This window comes from Polynucleobacter sp. IMCC 30228, assembly GCF_021395205.1.
Classification (GTDB): Bacteria; Pseudomonadota; Gammaproteobacteria; order Burkholderiales; family Burkholderiaceae; genus Polynucleobacter.
In genome coordinates this window covers 20,106-35,753 of the sequence record NZ_JAJVCS010000001.1, presented here as the reverse complement: position 1 = coordinate 35,753, position 15,648 = coordinate 20,106, and the positions used below count along the sequence as shown (strand labels likewise).

19 protein-coding genes are annotated in these 15,648 nt (G+C 46.9%); 8 read left to right on the top strand and 11 right to left on the bottom strand.

Annotated elements, in window-relative coordinates:
• Nucleotides 1-3: 3 nt before the first annotated feature.
• A complete protein-coding gene (locus LZT21_RS00225) occupies nt 4-1,494 on the bottom strand; it encodes an NAD-dependent succinate-semialdehyde dehydrogenase (RefSeq protein WP_233989049.1) in 1,491 nt (496 codons plus the stop codon).
• A gap of 458 nt (nt 1,495-1,952) precedes the next feature.
• Here LZT21_RS00225 and LZT21_RS00220 point away from each other — a divergent pair, with 458 nt between their 5' ends.
• The gene (locus LZT21_RS00220) at nt 1,953-2,834 is read left to right on the top strand and encodes a lytic transglycosylase domain-containing protein (RefSeq protein ID WP_233989048.1); all 882 of its coding nucleotides are present in this window, start codon (nt 1,953-1,955) and stop codon (nt 2,832-2,834) included.
• A gap of 24 nt (nt 2,835-2,858) precedes the next feature.
• On the opposite strand, the gene nusB is transcribed toward LZT21_RS00220, so the two are convergent.
• From nusB to ribBA, 3 genes are read right to left on the bottom strand one after another with little or no spacing between them, the layout of a single operon-like run.
• Nucleotides 2,859-3,329 (bottom strand): transcription antitermination factor NusB, encoded by a 471-nt coding sequence (gene nusB / locus LZT21_RS00215; protein WP_233923056.1) that lies wholly within the window; start codon nt 3,327-3,329, stop codon nt 2,859-2,861.
• Nucleotides 3,329-3,844 carry a 6,7-dimethyl-8-ribityllumazine synthase gene (gene ribH, locus LZT21_RS00210; protein ID WP_233934984.1) on the bottom strand — a complete coding sequence of 172 codons (516 nt, stop codon included), beginning with the start codon at nt 3,842-3,844 and terminating at the stop codon, nt 3,329-3,331. The genes nusB and ribH overlap by 1 nt, the downstream gene beginning before the upstream one ends.
• A gap of 20 nt (nt 3,845-3,864) precedes the next feature.
• Entirely contained in the window at nt 3,865-5,001 is a 1,137-nt protein-coding gene (gene ribBA, locus LZT21_RS00205) for a bifunctional 3,4-dihydroxy-2-butanone-4-phosphate synthase/GTP cyclohydrolase II (RefSeq protein ID WP_233989047.1), read from the bottom strand.
• Between the two features lie 124 nt (nt 5,002-5,125).
• Between ribBA and LZT21_RS00200 the strand changes: the two genes are divergently transcribed.
• The 6 genes from LZT21_RS00200 to LZT21_RS00175 all read left to right on the top strand — a co-directional run bounded on the left by LZT21_RS00200 (nt 5,126) and on the right by LZT21_RS00175 (nt 8,894).
• Nucleotides 5,126-5,395, top strand: a complete 270-nt coding sequence (locus LZT21_RS00200) for a hypothetical protein (RefSeq protein ID WP_233989046.1) — start codon at nt 5,126-5,128, stop codon at nt 5,393-5,395.
• Nucleotides 5,392-6,027 carry a hypothetical protein gene (locus LZT21_RS00195; protein WP_233989045.1) on the top strand — a complete coding sequence of 212 codons (636 nt, stop codon included), beginning with the start codon at nt 5,392-5,394 and terminating at the stop codon, nt 6,025-6,027. Before LZT21_RS00200 ends, LZT21_RS00195 begins: the two co-directional genes overlap by 4 nt.
• Nucleotides 6,024-6,467 carry a hypothetical protein gene (locus LZT21_RS00190; protein WP_233923051.1) on the top strand — a complete coding sequence of 148 codons (444 nt, stop codon included), beginning with the start codon at nt 6,024-6,026 and terminating at the stop codon, nt 6,465-6,467. Before LZT21_RS00195 ends, LZT21_RS00190 begins: the two co-directional genes overlap by 4 nt.
• A gap of 18 nt (nt 6,468-6,485) precedes the next feature.
• Nucleotides 6,486-7,043: a GspH/FimT family pseudopilin gene (locus tag LZT21_RS00185; protein ID WP_233923050.1), complete on the top strand. Its 558-nt coding sequence runs from the start codon at nt 6,486-6,488 to the stop codon at nt 7,041-7,043.
• Between the two features lie 67 nt (nt 7,044-7,110).
• On the top strand, nt 7,111-8,238 hold the full coding sequence (gene ribD, locus LZT21_RS00180) for a bifunctional diaminohydroxyphosphoribosylaminopyrimidine deaminase/5-amino-6-(5-phosphoribosylamino)uracil reductase RibD (protein ID WP_233923049.1): 1,128 nt from the start codon (nt 7,111-7,113) through the stop codon (nt 8,236-8,238).
• Between the two features lie 8 nt (nt 8,239-8,246).
• A complete protein-coding gene (locus LZT21_RS00175; RefSeq protein WP_233923048.1) occupies nt 8,247-8,894 on the top strand; it encodes a riboflavin synthase in 648 nt (215 codons plus the stop codon).
• On the opposite strand, the gene queC is transcribed toward LZT21_RS00175, so the two are convergent.
• The 7 genes from queC to tolQ all read right to left on the bottom strand — a co-directional run bounded on the left by queC (nt 8,891) and on the right by tolQ (nt 14,265).
• Entirely contained in the window at nt 8,891-9,619 is a 729-nt protein-coding gene (queC, locus tag LZT21_RS00170; protein WP_233923047.1) for a 7-cyano-7-deazaguanine synthase QueC, read from the bottom strand. The genes LZT21_RS00175 and queC overlap by 4 nt on opposite strands.
• Nucleotides 9,620-9,646: 27 nt before the next feature.
• Nucleotides 9,647-10,450 (bottom strand): tol-pal system protein YbgF, encoded by an 804-nt coding sequence (gene ybgF / locus LZT21_RS00165; protein WP_233989044.1) that lies wholly within the window; start codon nt 10,448-10,450, stop codon nt 9,647-9,649.
• A complete protein-coding gene (gene pal, locus LZT21_RS00160; protein WP_233989043.1) occupies nt 10,386-10,889 on the bottom strand; it encodes a peptidoglycan-associated lipoprotein Pal in 504 nt (167 codons plus the stop codon). The genes ybgF and pal overlap by 65 nt, the downstream gene beginning before the upstream one ends.
• Before the next feature lie 94 nt (nt 10,890-10,983).
• A complete protein-coding gene (tolB, locus tag LZT21_RS00155) occupies nt 10,984-12,219 on the bottom strand; it encodes a Tol-Pal system beta propeller repeat protein TolB (protein WP_370634740.1) in 1,236 nt (411 codons plus the stop codon).
• 79 nt (nt 12,220-12,298) lie between these two features.
• Nucleotides 12,299-13,117, bottom strand: a complete 819-nt coding sequence (locus tag LZT21_RS00150) for an energy transducer TonB (protein ID WP_233989042.1) — start codon at nt 13,115-13,117, stop codon at nt 12,299-12,301.
• A gap of 42 nt (nt 13,118-13,159) precedes the next feature.
• A complete protein-coding gene (locus LZT21_RS00145) occupies nt 13,160-13,588 on the bottom strand; it encodes an ExbD/TolR family protein (protein WP_233923043.1) in 429 nt (142 codons plus the stop codon).
• A 23-nt stretch (nt 13,589-13,611) separates the two neighbouring features.
• Nucleotides 13,612-14,265 (bottom strand): protein TolQ, encoded by a 654-nt coding sequence (gene tolQ / locus LZT21_RS00140; RefSeq protein WP_233923042.1) that lies wholly within the window; start codon nt 14,263-14,265, stop codon nt 13,612-13,614.
• Nucleotides 14,266-14,402: 137 nt separating this feature from the next.
• Here tolQ and glyA point away from each other — a divergent pair, with 137 nt between their 5' ends.
• Nucleotides 14,403-15,647 (top strand): serine hydroxymethyltransferase, encoded by a 1,245-nt coding sequence (glyA, locus tag LZT21_RS00135; protein WP_233923041.1) that lies wholly within the window; start codon nt 14,403-14,405, stop codon nt 15,645-15,647.
• The last annotated feature ends 1 nt before the right edge of the window (nt 15,648 follow it).

Sequence of the window (15,648 nt, the reverse complement as noted above, 5' to 3'; positions counted from 1 at the left end):
CGCTTAGAGACCCACGCAAACATATTTCATTTCAAGGTATTCATCCATACCCCAAATGCTGCCTTCACGACCTAAGCCCGATTGTTTAACGCCACCAAATGGCGCTACTTCGTTCGACATAATGCCAGTGTTCACACCGACCATGCCATATTCCAAAGCCTCCGCGACTTTCCAGACACGACCAATATCACGACTATAAAAATAGGAAGCTAAACCATACTGACTGTTATTGGCCAACTTCACTACAGCTTCATCATTATCAAAAGGAATAATCGGCGCTACTGGCCCAAAGGTTTCTTCATACGTAATCAGCATATCGCTCGTCACGTTCGACAAAATGGTGGGCTCATAAAAATTGAGACCACTGGTATTGGCTTTACCACCTGTAACTAATGTGGCACCTTTACTAATAGCATCGGCCACATGTTTTTCAACTTTAGCAAAAGCAGCATCATCAATCAACGGACCCTGACTCACGCCTTCAGTCATTCCATTGCCGACTTTAATCGCTTGCGTGGCTTTAGCAAATTTTTCTACAAAGATAGCTTGCACTTTTTGATGTACATAAAACCGATTAGCACAGACACAGGTTTGCCCCGAGTTGCGGTATTTAGAAGCAATTGCGCCAGCAACAGCAGCATCAATATCGGCATCTTCAAACACGATGAAAGGCGCATGCCCACCTAATTCTAGGGCAACCTTTTTCACGGATGGTGCACATTGCGCCATCAAGATTCGGCCTACTTCAGTAGAGCCAGTAAAAGAAAGGTGCCGAATGGTGGGCGAGGCACAAACAACTTTACCAATAGCAATCGATTGATCTGCATCAGAAGGAATGATGTTGACCACTCCCGCAGGCATACCAGCGCGCTGCGCTAATTCTGCTAAAGCCAAAGCACATAAAGGAGTTTGCTCGGCTGGTTTGATAACCATGGTGCAGCCTGCCGCAATCGCTGGCGCAATTTTGCGCGTAATCATTGCAATCGGAAAATTCCACGGGGTGATAGCAACACAGACACCAATCGCTTGCTTTAATACCAGCATGCGTTTATCGCCCCAAGTGCTCTCAAGGATCGCGCCCGTTACTCGCTTTGATTCTTCCGCAAACCACTCTACAAATGAGGCGCCATAAGCGACTTCGCCGCGCGATTCTACGAGGGGCTTGCCTTGCTCAAGAGTCATCAAAATAGCCAAATCTTCGGTATTGGCAATAATCAGATCGAACCATTTACGCATTACTATGGCTCGGTCTTTGGCGGTCTTCGAGCGCCAACTGATAAGCGCTTGCTCGGCTGCAGTAATCGCCAACTCAGCGTCTGCGCCATTGAGGTTTGCTACATTGGCAATGATGTCGCCTGTTGCTGGGTTATTAACAGAAAAAGTAGTACCTGCTTTAGCCTTAACCCACTTGCCGTTAATAAAGGCATCTTCGCGGAATAAGCTAGGGTCTTTTAAGTGTGAGCGAATATCAATTTGCTGAAGTGAAGCATTCATAGTGACAGAGATCCAGTTAGGGTTTGCGAGAATACGTGTGCCCCATTTTAGGGGAGTTTGCACATGATAGTGAGTAACAAGCCAATCAAATAAGTCATGATTGATTGGTAATTATTATTAATTTGTAAATTTGTATAAAAACTATAGGTAGGTGTTGATACCCGTTTCAAGAACTAAATATAGGGTTTTCAGACCGATTTTTCGAGTAAAAAGGACAAAAATAAGCCTAAATTCAGTCTTTTTCATATAACAAAAAAGGTGGCCACTAACTTTTATAAACCATTGATATATATAGTTTTTATTTTGGAATGAGGGGGTCTGATTAGCCTTAGGGCAAGCTATACCTACAAAAAGTTATGTATATTGATTTCTATATGCTTGACATGATATATAAGAGTTCCTAAGATGCATCATGTCCATTATTTGCTGCATTGCAATATGCAAGCTAGCCCTGACCTATGAGAGTAGTAAAAAAAATTAGCCCAGCCAACTATTTGAGTCCTCTTTTACAGAGTACCAAAGCATCGCTGCAGCGGGTAGCTAGCTCTTTACTCGGCTTGGGTGTCTTCATGGCAATTAGTTTATGGCTGGCTGGGCCAGGTACCAATGCGGGCCCCTTTGATTTTGCACGTCTTTTAGTGCCTGGTATAGCGCGTGATCTGTTGTATAGCCCTCAAGGTCTCGACGGGTCACAAGCTTGGTTTACCAGCTACAAAGACCAAGTTGGTCAGCGTGACGATACTCAGGCAGAGGCCCATTTATCGCCCGCAAGCTATCCTGCGGCCACAGAGACTCCATCAATAGCTGGTCTAGCAGCAGCTATTCCCAGTCATTTAGTGGATATCGAAGCGGTTGATCGTCATTCGCTGAAGTCGGAACAAGAGCGCAAAGTCGTTTCACAATATTTAGTCGATAAGTACCGCATTACTCCAAGCGAGAGCCTCAGTTATATAAACGAGGCCCTGCAAGTAGCCAAAGAAGTGAATTTAGACCCCACTTTATTGCTCGCAGTGATGGCAATTGAATCTAGTTTTGATCCAAACGCTCAAAGTAAAGCGGGTGCACAAGGCCTGATGCAGGTGTTAACGAATCTTCATCAAGAAAAATTTGAGCCCTTTGGCGGTAAAGCAGCCGCCTTTCTTCCAGAAGCCAACATTCGTGTAGGCGCGTTAATCTTAAAAGCATGTATTGCTAAAGCTGGTTCACTCGAAGCGGGTTTACGTAGTTACTTGGGTAGTCCCAATGCTGCAAGTGGCGAATCGAGTTATACCGGACGAGTGCTGAGTGAGCGTGAGCAGTTACGCAACGCCGCACGCGGCAAACGCTACGCCAGTATTTAATTCAAACCTACCCAGTATTGGTTTTTAGACGGCTTGAGTTTCAGCACTGCGCAATGATTTTGCTAACAAGTCGAGCACACCATTCACATACTTATGTCCATCGGTACCACCAAAAATCTTGGCGAGCTCAACTGCCTCATTAATCGCAACTTTATACGGTACGCTTGGGTCATCCGCTAACTCATAAGTACCAATTAAAAGTGCGGCATGCTCAACTGGTGAGAGCTCATTAATCGGGCGATCGAGGGCAGGGGTAATGAGGCTTTCTAAGGCATCTACCCGCAGCAAAACGCCACGAAAAATCCCCTCAAATAAATCTAGGTTACAGCGTGTAAACGCGGGATCTTCAGCCAATTGCAAGGCAATGACTTGCACATCGGGCAGACTTCCAGCACGCCGCATTACCAGCGATTGGTAAATGCCCTGTAGGGCATACTCACGAGCCCGTCGTCTGGGCGTAAGTGAGCGCTTAATTACTTTCTGCTGCACAGCCATTATTTAGATTCTTCGAGGTGATGCATTTCAATATCTAAATCGGGCGTCAGGGCTAAGGCTAAATTGGCCATTTCGACTACTGCACGTGCACAGTCGGCCCCTTTGCTGGCCGTGCGTTGGGTGGCCTGATCATCGTTATCACAGGTGAGTACGCCGTTTGCAATTGGCAAACCAGATTCTAAGCAAACCCGACTAATACCTGCAGCTGATTCATTCGCGACTAATTCAAAGTGATAGGTTTCGCCGCGAATAACTGCGCCCAAAGCAACAAGGCCATCAAAGGTGTCTGTTTCAGCTAAACGTTGTAAAGCAAACGGAATTTCTAAGGCACCAGGCACAGTGACCAAATGAATATCTTGTTGATCAACCCCTAATTGCAATAGCTCACGAATACAAAATTCGGCGAGGGCTGCGCCATGTTCTTGATTAAAGCGCGCTTGCACGATGGCTATGCGCATCCCTTCGCCGTTCAGATCGGCCTCTAAAACCTGCACACCGGGAGCATGATTTGACATAGTTTTACCGATCCTGTAATTTATTCTACAAAGGGCGTATGCCCAGTAATTTCAAGCTTGTAGCCCGACAAACTCGGAGTAGGGCCGGGATTGCCTAATAAGCGCATTTTGCCAACTTGCAAGTCTTTTAAAATTTGCGCGCCAATACCATAGCTACGAAAGTCGGGTTTACGCTGCAGGGCTTTATTGGGTTGGGTATTCGTCAATTGAACAAAACGCGCCAGCCAACTCGCATCATTTGGCGCAGAAACACCCGCCACATTTAACAGTACTGCTACACCAACTGGGGCAGCCGCTAATTTTTCTAAGGCTTTAGCTAGGGGCCATGAATGGGTAGAAGCAACTGTATCCAGAAAGTCAAGCACGGTGGCTGGTTCATGAACGCGCACCAAGGTTTCTTGATCTTCAGTGGGAGTGCCCTTGACGAGTGCCAGGTGAATGGCTGAACTCGGCCGATCGCGATACACCACGCCATGAAAATTTCCCCACGGTGTATTAAATTCGCGACTTCCTTCGCGCACCACAATACTTTCATTTTGACTACGATACTGAATCAGGTCAGCAATACTGCCAATTTTTAGACCATGCTCATTGGCAAAGACCATTAAATCTGGCAGCCGCGCCATACTGCCATCATCTTTCATAATTTCGCAGATCACAGCGCTTGGCGAACCGCCAGCCAATAAGGCTAAATCACAACCCGCTTCGGTATGTCCTGAACGAATAAGGACGCCACCGGGTTGTGCCATGAGCGGAAAAATATGACCAGGCTGGACTAAGTCATCCGGTTTGGCATGCGGGGCTACCGCTACTTGAATCGTACGGGCCCGATCAGCTGCGGAAATACCGGTAGTTACACCAGAGGCGGCCTCAATCGAGATCGTGAAGTTAGTGCCAAGTGCCGTGCCATTGTCACGCACCATCAAGGGTAAATTGAGTTGCTGACAGCGCTCGCGCGTTAGGGTTAGACAAATCAAGCCACGCCCATGCTTGGCCATAAAGTTAATGGCTTCTGCACAAACATGGTCGGCAGCTAAAACTAAATCGCCTTCGTTTTCACGATCTTCTTCGTCCACCAAAATAATCATCTTGCCTGCCCGCAGATCGGCAATGATTTCTTGAATTGGGGCTAACGACTTCAGTTCTTTATCAGACATAGACAGCCATTTTAAGCTGAGGGACATTTTCGCGGCGCTTTACCCTGCCAATTCCAGCTTTTCCTACAGCGAAATGGCTTGCAACGGATAGTGCAGACCGCCTTAAGCGAGCACGATAGGGGACATGAAAAACCGCTCTAATCATGGATTTATTCTCTTTGAAGCCTTAATTGCCATGACCATCGTCGTGAGCAGTGGTCTTGGGTTGGTTGATATTTACCAGCGTTTACAGGGGCAGCACCTTCATTTGCAGGACAATAAAACCAAGCAATGGGCACAGGCTAGCGCATATGAAATGCAAATAAAGGCTAGTGCTAAACACCCAACCACCCCAATCAAGTCCTCAAGCAGTCAGCCAACAAGTCAGGCTAGCAGGGGGAGAAAAAACCCATGAATTTACTCGAATGTATCGTGGGCTTGGGCATTGGCACGATGGTCTTAGCGCCCATGCTCAAAATAACGAGTACGGTTTTAATCAAACAAAGTCAGCTAGAACGGGCCACACTCGAGCTAGCCGATCAAGACCGCATGTTTACTTTAATGGGCCGAGCCATCCGTATGGCCGGTTACCGCGACCCGCTTGCAGAACCCATTAAAAAATCTTCAGCTACAACCCTAAATCCCCTCACGATTCGTAAAGCGGTTGGGTTCAATACATCCGATGAATTGATCATCCATCATGGCTTGCAGCGCCACGCTTCTAAAAAAGCGGGCGCTGAAGTCGATTACGATTGCAGTGGCAATCCCTTAACTGGCGAACGCACTCAACAAGGCCTCGTTCGTTTAGGATTTTCATTAGATCGTCAAACTCAGAATAGCTCCTCTGCTAGCGGTCGTCATTCCCGATTTGCCGGTTCTTTGATGTGCGAGTCATTCGATCGCCAAGGGCGCGCTCAAAAAACTACCTTAATGACTGGGATAGAACAAATTCGCTTTCATGAAATTGCCCCACAGAAAATTCAGGTTGAGCTTACCTTGAATAAAAAAACGCTGGCACGTACTTTTGCGCGCCGCAATGCACCTTGATCATTGCAGCAATTTTAAGTCTTGTGTTGGTCTTAAGTTGGTCGATCGGCACGCTTGAGCGCTTATTAGCAATGGAGCTAAAGATAACGCAAACTGCCAGCTTACAACAGGCCGAGTTTATGGCGACAGAAGCTAGTCTGCAGGCCTGTGAGCAAGGGTTGTTCAGTGCAGAGGTAGGCATTACCGCAATTAATGCTGGCGAATCAATTGAAATTGAAGTGAGCCCCGGACGAGTTTGCGAGGCTTTAGTGCGGCAGCATATTACTGAGAAAAAGTCCTTGCAACCCAAAATCATCAGCACATGGGTTGAAGTAACTACCCTACCTTTCGAGGGTGTGCCAGCCGCCAAGTCAAACGTCAGCTTACAAACTACGGTGTTGTTAAAGCATGCTACAGCAGAAATTGAGCGCCACAATTGGCGCGAAATCTTTATTAATTAACTCATTAGGCGTAAACCAATGCAGAGTTTATTTACTCAACAGCAGGGTGCTAGTTTGCTCGAGATGATGGCAGTGGTGTTCATTGTGGCTATTGCCGCAACAATGGCTGTACCGCGGCTACAGGAACAGTTGTATCAACGCGAGCTCGATACCCTCGCAATGCGATTTATTCAGCATGCTCACTTTGCACGACAGCAAGCGCTTCATTCGGGAAGTGCAGTGCGCATTCGGCCACGCAATGAAGCGGATTGGAATGGCGGATGGCAAGTAGAGTCCGTATGTAAAGTCCAGGGTTGTAAAACACAAGTGTGGTTACAACAAGCTAGCCTTGATCCGGTAGTGATTCATTCACTCACGAATAAGACAGGGCAGCAATTTGCCGATCCACAAACGGGGCGTAAGCAAATCGTTTTTAATGCGGCGGGAGCGGCGCGAACCCAATCAGGGGGTTTTGTGGCTAACCGCTTAGTCATGACGCACCGCAAAGCCCCGACATTAGAAAAGCACCTAATTTTGGCTAGCGGCGGACGCTGGCGCCTTTGTAACCCCAAGCAAGACGCTCGCGGCTGTCACTAATTAGCTCCTTATTCACTGGCGAGGATGGCTTCAGTGGGGTGATAGCAAAAAGAGGGAAAATAGCACCATGTTATTTACCGCAGAAGATACCCAATTCATGCACCTTGCTATAGAGCAGGCGCAGCAGGCGCTGTATTTGTCTAACCCTAACCCAAGGGTGGGCTGCGTCATTGTTAAGGAAGGTCAGTGTATTGGCGTCGGTCATACCCAGGCGGTTGGGGGGCCACATGCAGAAATCGAGGCTTTAAAAGATGCACGTACCCAAGGCCATAATCCACAGGGGGCTACTGTCTACGTGACGCTTGAGCCTTGCAGCCATACGGGTAGAACAGCGCCCTGTGTCGAGGCTTTAATCGCTGCTAAGGTTGCCAAAGTCAGTATTGCTATGAGCGACCCTAATCCATTAGTTTCAGGTCAAGGAATTCAACAATTAAGGGCGGCTGGCATCGTTGTACAAATGGGCTTGCTTGAGGCAGAAGCACGAGCATTAAACCCGGGTTTTATTAGGCGTATGTGCCAAGGCCTGCCTTGGGTCCGCATGAAAATGGCCGCTAGTCTAGATGGTAAAACTGCTTTGCCTTCAGGGGAGAGTCAGTGGATCACAGGTCCCTTAGCTAGGGCAGATGGGCACCATTGGCGCGCCCAAGCATGCGCTATCTTGACTGGTGTAGGCACAGTAATCGAGGATGACCCGCGCCTCAATGTACGTGACGTGAACACGACTCGTCAACCCATAAAAATAATTATCGATTCCCATTTGGCCATACCGCTAAATGCACAAATCTTCACTACCGAGGCGAGCGGCGTCATGATCGTTTATGCCGCAGCCAACTCTCATGAACAACAGCAAAAAGCGGCTGAACTTACAGCGCGCGGTGTGGAGTTAATTGCCATACCCAACACAGGTGGAAAAGTTGATCTCACTAAATTATTTTCTATACTCGCGACTAAATATGCCATGAATGAGATTCATGTTGAGGCTGGCTTTAAGCTCAATGGCTCATTACTGCGCGAGGATTGTGTGAATGAGCTTCTGCTCTATTTAGCCCCACGCTTTTTAGGTGAGGGCCTAGGCATGGCGCAAGTCGATCCACCTACCCATTTATCTCAAGACCTAATGGGTAACGATTGGCGCATCATCGACCAAACCCTTTTTTATCCTGATTTACGTCTACGCCTGATGAAAATGAATTAATCTTACTTATGTTTACAGGAATTATTTCTGCTATTGGTCAAATTCAAACCATTACCCCGCAAGGCGATGGTTTGCAACTCGGCATTGCAACCCCACCAAATTATGTAGATGACGTCATCGTTGGCGATAGTATTGCCATTCAAGGTGCTTGCATGACGGTCACGCAAGTTAACCAAGCAGGTTTTATAGTCGATATTTCGCGTGAGTCATTGAATAAAACAGTTGGCTTAGCAACAGTTGGTTCGGTTAATTTAGAAAAAGCCTTGCGCTTAAGCGACCGCTTAGGTGGTCACCTCGTAAGCGGCCATGTTGATGGCTTTGGGCGAGTGATTCACTTTGCTGAAGCAGGAAGCAAAGATACCTCTTGGTTATTACGTATTGCCGCGCCTGCCGAGCTGGCACAATTTTTAGCTTACAAAGGGTCTATCGTGGTCAACGGTGTTTCACTCACTGTTAATAGCGTCAGTGAAGCAACAAGCGCAGACTTAATAGAAGTTAAGCAAGCAGTATGCATATTTGAGATCAATATTATTCCGCATACTTTGCAAAATACCACTTTAGCAGCGCTAAAAGTTGGTGATCAAGTCAATCTTGAAGTCGATTTAATTGCGCGCTATGTGGCGCGTATTCTGAGTCAGAAGTCGCCAAGCACTTAAATGGAATAGCGCGTTGGGTCAACAACCCCAGCTTGAGCGAAACCGATTTTCCGTAAACGGCATGACTCGCAAACTCCGCAGGCTTCACCATCACTATTAGCTTGATAACACGAGACGGTTTTAGCGTAATCAATACCCAACGATAAACCAAGGCTAATGATCTCCGCTTTACTTAAATGAATAATGGGCGCATGCACTCGAAAACGGGTTGCTGCAGTGTGCGACTCAACCCCCGCCTTGGTGGCTAAATTAGCCATGAGTTCAAACGATTGAACATACTCTGGACGGCAATCGGGGTAGCCCGAGTAGTCAACTGAATTAGCCCCATAAAAAATATCCAGACCGCCTAAGGCTTCTGCCCAACCGAGCGCCAAGGAAAGCAAAATGGTATTGCGGGCTGGCACATAGGTAATGGGAATTTCATTCGCAGGACCTGGGGTAGTGGGAACCGCTAAGTTGTGATCAGTTAACGCCGAGCCGCCAAAGCGCGTGAGGTTAATGTCGATGACCTCATGGCGTTCCACCCCCATTTCAACTGCAATGCGTTTAGCCGCATGAATTTCAGAGGAATGTTTTTGTCCATACGTAACGGATAAAGCATACGGTGCATAACCTAATTCTTTAGCTAAGGCTAGCAAGGTGGTGGAGTCGAGGCCACCAGAAAATAAGATGACCGCTGGCGCAAGCTTGCTTCGAGGCGGTAAATAGGATGCAGGAAATCTCATGACAGCAACTTAAAAAATACAGCGAACTTATTTTACTGCGCCAAGCGATTTTTGCGCCTGATTCGCTGCGTCACTATCAGGATAGTTAGCGATGATCTCATTCAAGGTTTTGCGGGCTGCAGCCTTATTGCCACTTTCTGCTTGGCAGTTAGCAATGGTTAGCATTGCAGCAGGAACCCGCGACTGTTTTGGAAAACGTTTCACAAAAGCTTGTAATTGCGCAATTGCGCCAGGGTAATCTTGCAAAGCATATTTGGTATTACCCAACCAAAACAGGGTTAAAGGTGAATAGGGGCTAGCAGGATATTTGCGAATAAAGGCATTAAACTCAGCATCGGCTTTTTTGAGTTGACCACCCTGAAAGGCTTTTAAGGCGTCCTCGTACTGTTTCTTTTCGCCAGGCTGTACAGTGCCAGTAATGCCTTCCACTTCAACTGTGCGGGGTTCAAAATGACCTAAGCGCGAATCTAAATCTTGATAATAAGTTTTTTGTTTAGTTAGCAACTCTTCTGTTTGTTTTTCAAGTGTCTCTAGCCGGCCCCGCAATTGGGCATTATCGGCCTTCACTTTTTCTAGTTGATTTTGTAGTTCTGCCGTCGCGCTTTGGGTCGCGGTAAGTGTTTTCCGTAAATCGAGAATTGCCTTACGCGCATCATCATCTTCAAACAAAGCCCAAGCACTCGGCATAAAACTAGTAGTGCCGATTGCAGTTAGCGCAAGCGCGCTCAGAAAAACTACTTTCCTGAGCGCTTTAGCGATGTGTAACTCACTTCGTGATGTAGACAATATCAGCACGGCGATTTTCTGCCCAAGCAGCTTCATTATTGCCATCGGCCTTCGGCTTTTCTTTACCAAAGCTCACGGCTTCCATTTGGCCATCGCCTACACCCAATAAAGCGAGTTGTTTGCGAACCGCATCTGAGCGACGTTGGCCTAAAGCCAGGTTGTACTCTGTAGTGCCACGATCATCGGTATTACCCTGAATAATAATTTTTTGGGCAGTATTTTGTTTAAGGTAATTTGCATGTGCCATCAGCATTTTTTGATATTTGCTCGGGGAAACGTTGTACTCATCAAAGTCAAAGTAAACGCTTTTCTCAAAGAGAGGGCTCTTAGGATCATTCCAAGGTTGCGATCCAAAGGAGCTGGTATCTTTTGCGCCATCGACATCGTCAAGCTTTACACCTGAAGAACAGGCTGCAAGTAGGGCTGCCAAACCAAATAAAGCCAAGCCAACTGCGCGGCGATTAAAAATGGAGAGTAGTTGCATGTTGAATTCCTTATTAAATCGAGAAGAGGTAATAGTACGTAACTTTATTAATTTGATAACAATATTATGCCTTGCTCCCGCCTCAGCCTCGCTTTTAGTCCATGAAGGGTCCCCAAGAGGGTTGGCGGACATCGGCACCGGGAATACTTAAGATTTGCTTGGAGTTACCATCAATCGATACTGCAGCCAGAACTCGGCGAGCACCTACCCGCGTGGAATACAGCACATAACGGCCATTGGCAGCAAAGGAGGGTGATTCATCGTTGACGGTATCGGTGAGCGCCACCGTTTCGCCAGTCGCCAAATTCATGAGATGTACTTTAAAGCCGCTACCACCATTGGCAATGAACACCAGGTTTTTACCATCAGGAGAAATGCGTGGCGAAGTCACAAAAGCCTGCTTAAAACTAATTCGCTTGGCTCCTTCAGACCCTTCACCCTCAGCACTCATGCGATAAATCTGCGGATTACCGCCACGATCGCTGGTGAAATAGATAAAGCGACCATCGGGTGAAAATTGTGGTTCCGTATCAATCGTGCTACCCCGCGTCAGGCGACGTAAGCCAGAGCCATCAGCATTGATGAGATAAATTTGGGTATTGCCATCCCGCGATAAAGCGAGCGCAACTTTTTTGCCATCAGGCGACCAAGCGGGGGCACTGTTATTGCCCTTTTGGTTCGAGAGAGAAATACGCTTGCCGGTAGCCAACTCATGAATGTAAATCACGGGTTTGCGATCTTCAAAGGACACATACGCAACCCGCTTACCATCAGGCGACCACGCTGGCGAGATGATCGGCTCTGCACTATTGAGCGCATTACGAATATTTTGTCCATCCGCATCGGAAATGACCAAGCGATAGCGTTTGCCATCTTTAATCACATAAGAAAGGTTGGTAGAAAAAATGCCGCGTTCACCGAGTAATTTAAAAATAATATCATCGGCAATTTTGTGCGCTACTTGCCGTAAATTATCGGTACTAGCAGTGAGCACTAAGCCATTGAGGCTTTGCGATTTACGAATATCAAATAATTTATAACGGATTTCAAAATTAGTAGCACTTTTTTGTTCAACCGAACCAACTACTAAAGCATCAGCGCCACGTGCTGCCCAAGTTTTGTAATTGGGCGTGCCTTCGTCGCTTTCAGTTGCATTGCCGTTCTCGGTATTTTTAAAATAACCACTTCGAGCTAAATCTTGCCGAATAATATCGGTCACGCTAGTTGGTAACTTAGCCTCATTTTGAAAACGCATCACGGCAATGGGATAGAGCGCTTGACCAACCCCAGTAATTTCAATATTCATTTGCGCAGAAGCAATTGAGCTCAAGCTTAGCGTGCATGTAACTAAGAAGAATGAAACTAAAACGCGGCATGAATATAAATGAAGTTGCAAGTAAGACATTAATTTAATCCTTGGGTTTAAAGGTTAATTTCAATTGGCGCATTGGTATTAAACCATTGTCATCCTTTGGCAGGCTTTGGGCGCGATCGAGGGCAAGTAAAACCGCACGGTCCCAATTGGTATCACCGCTCGATGAGGCAATATTACGATTTAAAATCGCACCGTCAGGAGCGAGTTCAATCTCAATCACCACCGCAGGGTTACCCACCACCACTTCTGGATTAAACACAATGAAGGGCTTCACTTTGCGCCGTACCTTATCCGCATAGCCCGCAGGCGCATTACCTCCAGCGCCAACGCCACTGCCGACTTTACCGCCGCTACCGCCTTCGGCGCCAGCAGCCGCTTTCAAGCGCGCTAATTGATCAGCGCGGGCTTTGTCAGTAGCGGGATTGGCTTTAGCTGCAGGTGGGGGTGGAGCCGGTGCAGGCTTTGCGGCCTTAGGCGTCTCTTTAGGCGCCTCTTTAGCCTTTGGAGGCAAGGGTGGCGCAGGTTTCACCACTTTGGGCTCCACCTTTGGTGGAATCACTTTATTTTTCTTGAGGGCAATATCTGCATTGTCAATTTTTAGATCGAGTTTAGGGGCAGGCTCGTCAATTACTGGGGTAGGTAAAGTGGCATCCCATAATTCAACTTCAACGCCAGCAGGAGTGCTACTCCGCCAACTAATGCCAAAGGTTAGTAAGGCCAATAAAGCTAAATGCACAATTAATGAGAGGGTAATTGCGCTCCCCGATTTTTCTTTGGGAATTTTCTTGGGCCGTGATTCTGGCGAACCATGAAAGGGAAACCGTGGCGCAGTCCAATTTTGCGTGCTACTCATTAGGCGTCCATGAATTCATGATTGCATTCATCTGGCTTAGGTTTATTGGCTCTTTACAGCTAGACCAACTCGCTTCACACCATTTTCTTTTAGCTTAGCCATGACATCCATTACCACTTCATATTTAACCGATTTATCTGCTGCAAGTACAACAGCTTGGTCAACTGATTTTTCTGCTTGAGTGCGAGCAAAAGTGCCAAGCTCAAGTGCTGTTAGTGATTGAGTGGGTGAGCCCTCGGAGCGCACGGTAATATTTTCTTTGGCATCAATATTTAAAAAGATCGGTGGTAAGGGTTGGGTTTTAGCCCCCCCTACCGTTGGTAAATTCACAATGCCTGGATTGACGGCTGAAGCAGTCACCATAAAAATAACCAACAAGACCAGCATCACGTCGATGTAAGGCACGACATTAATTTCCGACATCACCCGCCGACGGGAAGAGCGAAAAGAAGAGCGGGTTGATTGCGCCATCGTGATTGATCGCCTAATTAATCTTAACGACCTGCTTGGCGCTGCAAAATATTAGTGAACTCTTCAATGAAAGTTTCAAAATGAATTGAGAGACGATCGATATCAGTGGCATTGCTGTTGTAGGCAATGACCGCAGGAATGGCTGCAAATAGACCTATTGCAGTTGCCACTAAGGCTTCAGCAATTCCAGGGGCCACAGCTGCCAAGGTGGCTTGTTGCACATTAGCTAAGCCCCGGAAAGCATGCATGATGCCCCAAACTGTGCCAAACAAGCCAATATAGGGTGAAACTGAGCCGACTGAAGCTAAGAAGGGTAAATTGGCCTCCAGACGGTCCATTTCACGTTGGTAGGCGGCTTTCATGGCACGACGTGCAGCATCAATTTCACGGGCTTTCAAGAACTCTTGCATTCCTGCCGCAAAAATACGCTCAAGAACAGCAGCGCTATGGGTGGTTCTCTGGGCAGACTCAAGGAGGGTATTGAGATCGCCGCCAGACCAAAAATCCCGTTCAAAGCGTTCAGTATCTTTGCGCACAGCGCGCAAAATCGAACTTTTCTTAAAAATGATGGCCCAAGACGCAATTGACATCACCATTAATAAGGCCATAACGCACTGCACCAGCAGGCTGGCATTAAGGACGAGAGAGAGAATCGAGAGGTCTTGAGCTGAATTCATAGGCTTTTTGTATGATGTAGGGTGATTTTATCGCTAAAACCAAATGCCACTAAATGCTATGCATAATAAGTTAGGTGAGAAGTCAGTAGAATAAATCAGCAGAATAAATAAGCCCAAAAATACGATAGGAGCTGTACATGTTTGACCGTCAAAATACTTTAGCCAAAACCGACCCCGAATTATGGGCTAGCATTGAAAATGAAAATCGCCGTCAGGAAGAGCATATTGAATTAATCGCCTCGGAAAATTACACATCTCCAGCAGTAATGCAGGCACAAGGTTCGCAGTTAACGAACAAGTATGCCGAGGGCTATCCCGGCAAACGTTATTACGGCGGATGTGAATTTGTCGATGTGGCCGAGCAATTAGCCATCGATCGTGTAAAAGCTTTATTTGGTGCAGAGGCTGCTAACGTGCAACCGCATTGTGGTGCTTCGGCGAATCAAGCGGTATTTTTAGCTTTCTTAAAACCTGGCGATACCTTTATGGGTATGAGTTTGGCAGAAGGTGGGCACTTAACCCATGGCATGGCTTTAAATTTAAGTGGTAAATGGTTTAACCCAATAGCTTATGGTTTAGATAAAAACGAAGTTATCGACTATGAGCAAATGGAGCGGTTAGCGCGCGAGCATAAACCGAAGTTAATTATTGCTGGTGCTTCTGCTTATTCACTCAAAATTGATTTTGCCCGCTTTGCAAAAATAGCCAAAGAAATTGGCGCAATATTTATGGTTGATATGGCGCACTATGCGGGCTTAATCGCCGCCGGTGAATATCCAAATCCTGTGCCGCATGCAGATGTGGTTACTTCAACTACCCATAAAAGCTTACGTGGCCCCCGTGGTGGCATTATTTTAATGAAGGCTGAGCATGAGAAGGCCATTAACTCCGCGGTCTTTCCAGGCCTACAGGGCGGCCCCTTAATGCACGTCATTGCTGGCAAAGCAACGGCTTTCAAAGAGGCGCTTGAGCCGAGTTTCAAACAGTATCAAAAGCAAGTGATTGCGAATGCCAAAGCCTTGGCTGCTGCCTTAACCGAGCGCGGTCTGCGCATTGTTTCTGGTGGCACAGAAGCACACGTGATGTTGGTTGATTTACGTGCTAAGAAAATGACCGGTAAAGAGGCTGAGCGTATTTTGGGCGAAGCCCACATTACCGTCAATAAAAATGGCATACCAAACGATCCTGAAAAACCTATGGTGACGAGTGGTATTCGCTTAGGTTCTCCAGCGATGACAACCCGCGGTTTTAAAGAGGCTGAAGCCAAACAAGTAGGCTATATGATTGCGGATTTATTGGATAACCCCAATGATCCAGCCAACATTGCGAAAGTGAAGGCTCAAGTAAGCGAGTTGACTAAGCGCTTTCCGGTTTACAGCTAAA

Bases quoted from the DNA above. Each gene is read 5' to 3' on its own strand.
- LZT21_RS00195 (WP_233989045.1), top strand. From the start codon at position 5,392: ATGAATTTACTCGAATGTATCGTGGGCTTGGGCATTGGCACGATGGTC.
- LZT21_RS00200 (WP_233989046.1), top strand. From the start codon at position 5,126: ATGAAAAACCGCTCTAATCATGGATTTATTCTCTTTGAAGCCTTAATT.
- tolQ (WP_233923042.1), bottom strand. From the start codon at position 14,265: ATGAATTCAGCTCAAGACCTCTCGATTCTCTCTCTCGTCCTTAATGCC.
- ribH (WP_233934984.1), bottom strand. From the start codon at position 3,844: ATGTCAAATCATGCTCCCGGTGTGCAGGTTTTAGAGGCCGATCTGAAC.
- nusB (WP_233923056.1), bottom strand. From the start codon at position 3,329: ATGGCTGTGCAGCAGAAAGTAATTAAGCGCTCACTTACGCCCAGACGA.
- LZT21_RS00145 (WP_233923043.1), bottom strand. From the start codon at position 13,588: ATGGCGCAATCAACCCGCTCTTCTTTTCGCTCTTCCCGTCGGCGGGTG.
- LZT21_RS00225 (WP_233989049.1), bottom strand. From the start codon at position 1,494: ATGAATGCTTCACTTCAGCAAATTGATATTCGCTCACACTTAAAAGAC.
- LZT21_RS00175 (WP_233923048.1), top strand. From the start codon at position 8,247: ATGTTTACAGGAATTATTTCTGCTATTGGTCAAATTCAAACCATTACC.
- glyA (WP_233923041.1), top strand. From the start codon at position 14,403: ATGTTTGACCGTCAAAATACTTTAGCCAAAACCGACCCCGAATTATGG.
- ybgF (WP_233989044.1), bottom strand. From the start codon at position 10,450: ATGGCAATAATGAAGCTGCTTGGGCAGAAAATCGCCGTGCTGATATTG.
- LZT21_RS00150 (WP_233989042.1), bottom strand. From the start codon at position 13,117: ATGAGTAGCACGCAAAATTGGACTGCGCCACGGTTTCCCTTTCATGGT.
- pal (WP_233989043.1), bottom strand. From the start codon at position 10,889: ATGCAACTACTCTCCATTTTTAATCGCCGCGCAGTTGGCTTGGCTTTA.
- LZT21_RS00220 (WP_233989048.1), top strand. From the start codon at position 1,953: ATGAGAGTAGTAAAAAAAATTAGCCCAGCCAACTATTTGAGTCCTCTT.
- queC (WP_233923047.1), bottom strand. From the start codon at position 9,619: ATGAGATTTCCTGCATCCTATTTACCGCCTCGAAGCAAGCTTGCGCCA.
- ribD (WP_233923049.1), top strand. From the start codon at position 7,111: ATGTTATTTACCGCAGAAGATACCCAATTCATGCACCTTGCTATAGAG.
- LZT21_RS00185 (WP_233923050.1), top strand. From the start codon at position 6,486: ATGCAGAGTTTATTTACTCAACAGCAGGGTGCTAGTTTGCTCGAGATG.
- ribBA (WP_233989047.1), bottom strand. From the start codon at position 5,001: ATGTCTGATAAAGAACTGAAGTCGTTAGCCCCAATTCAAGAAATCATT.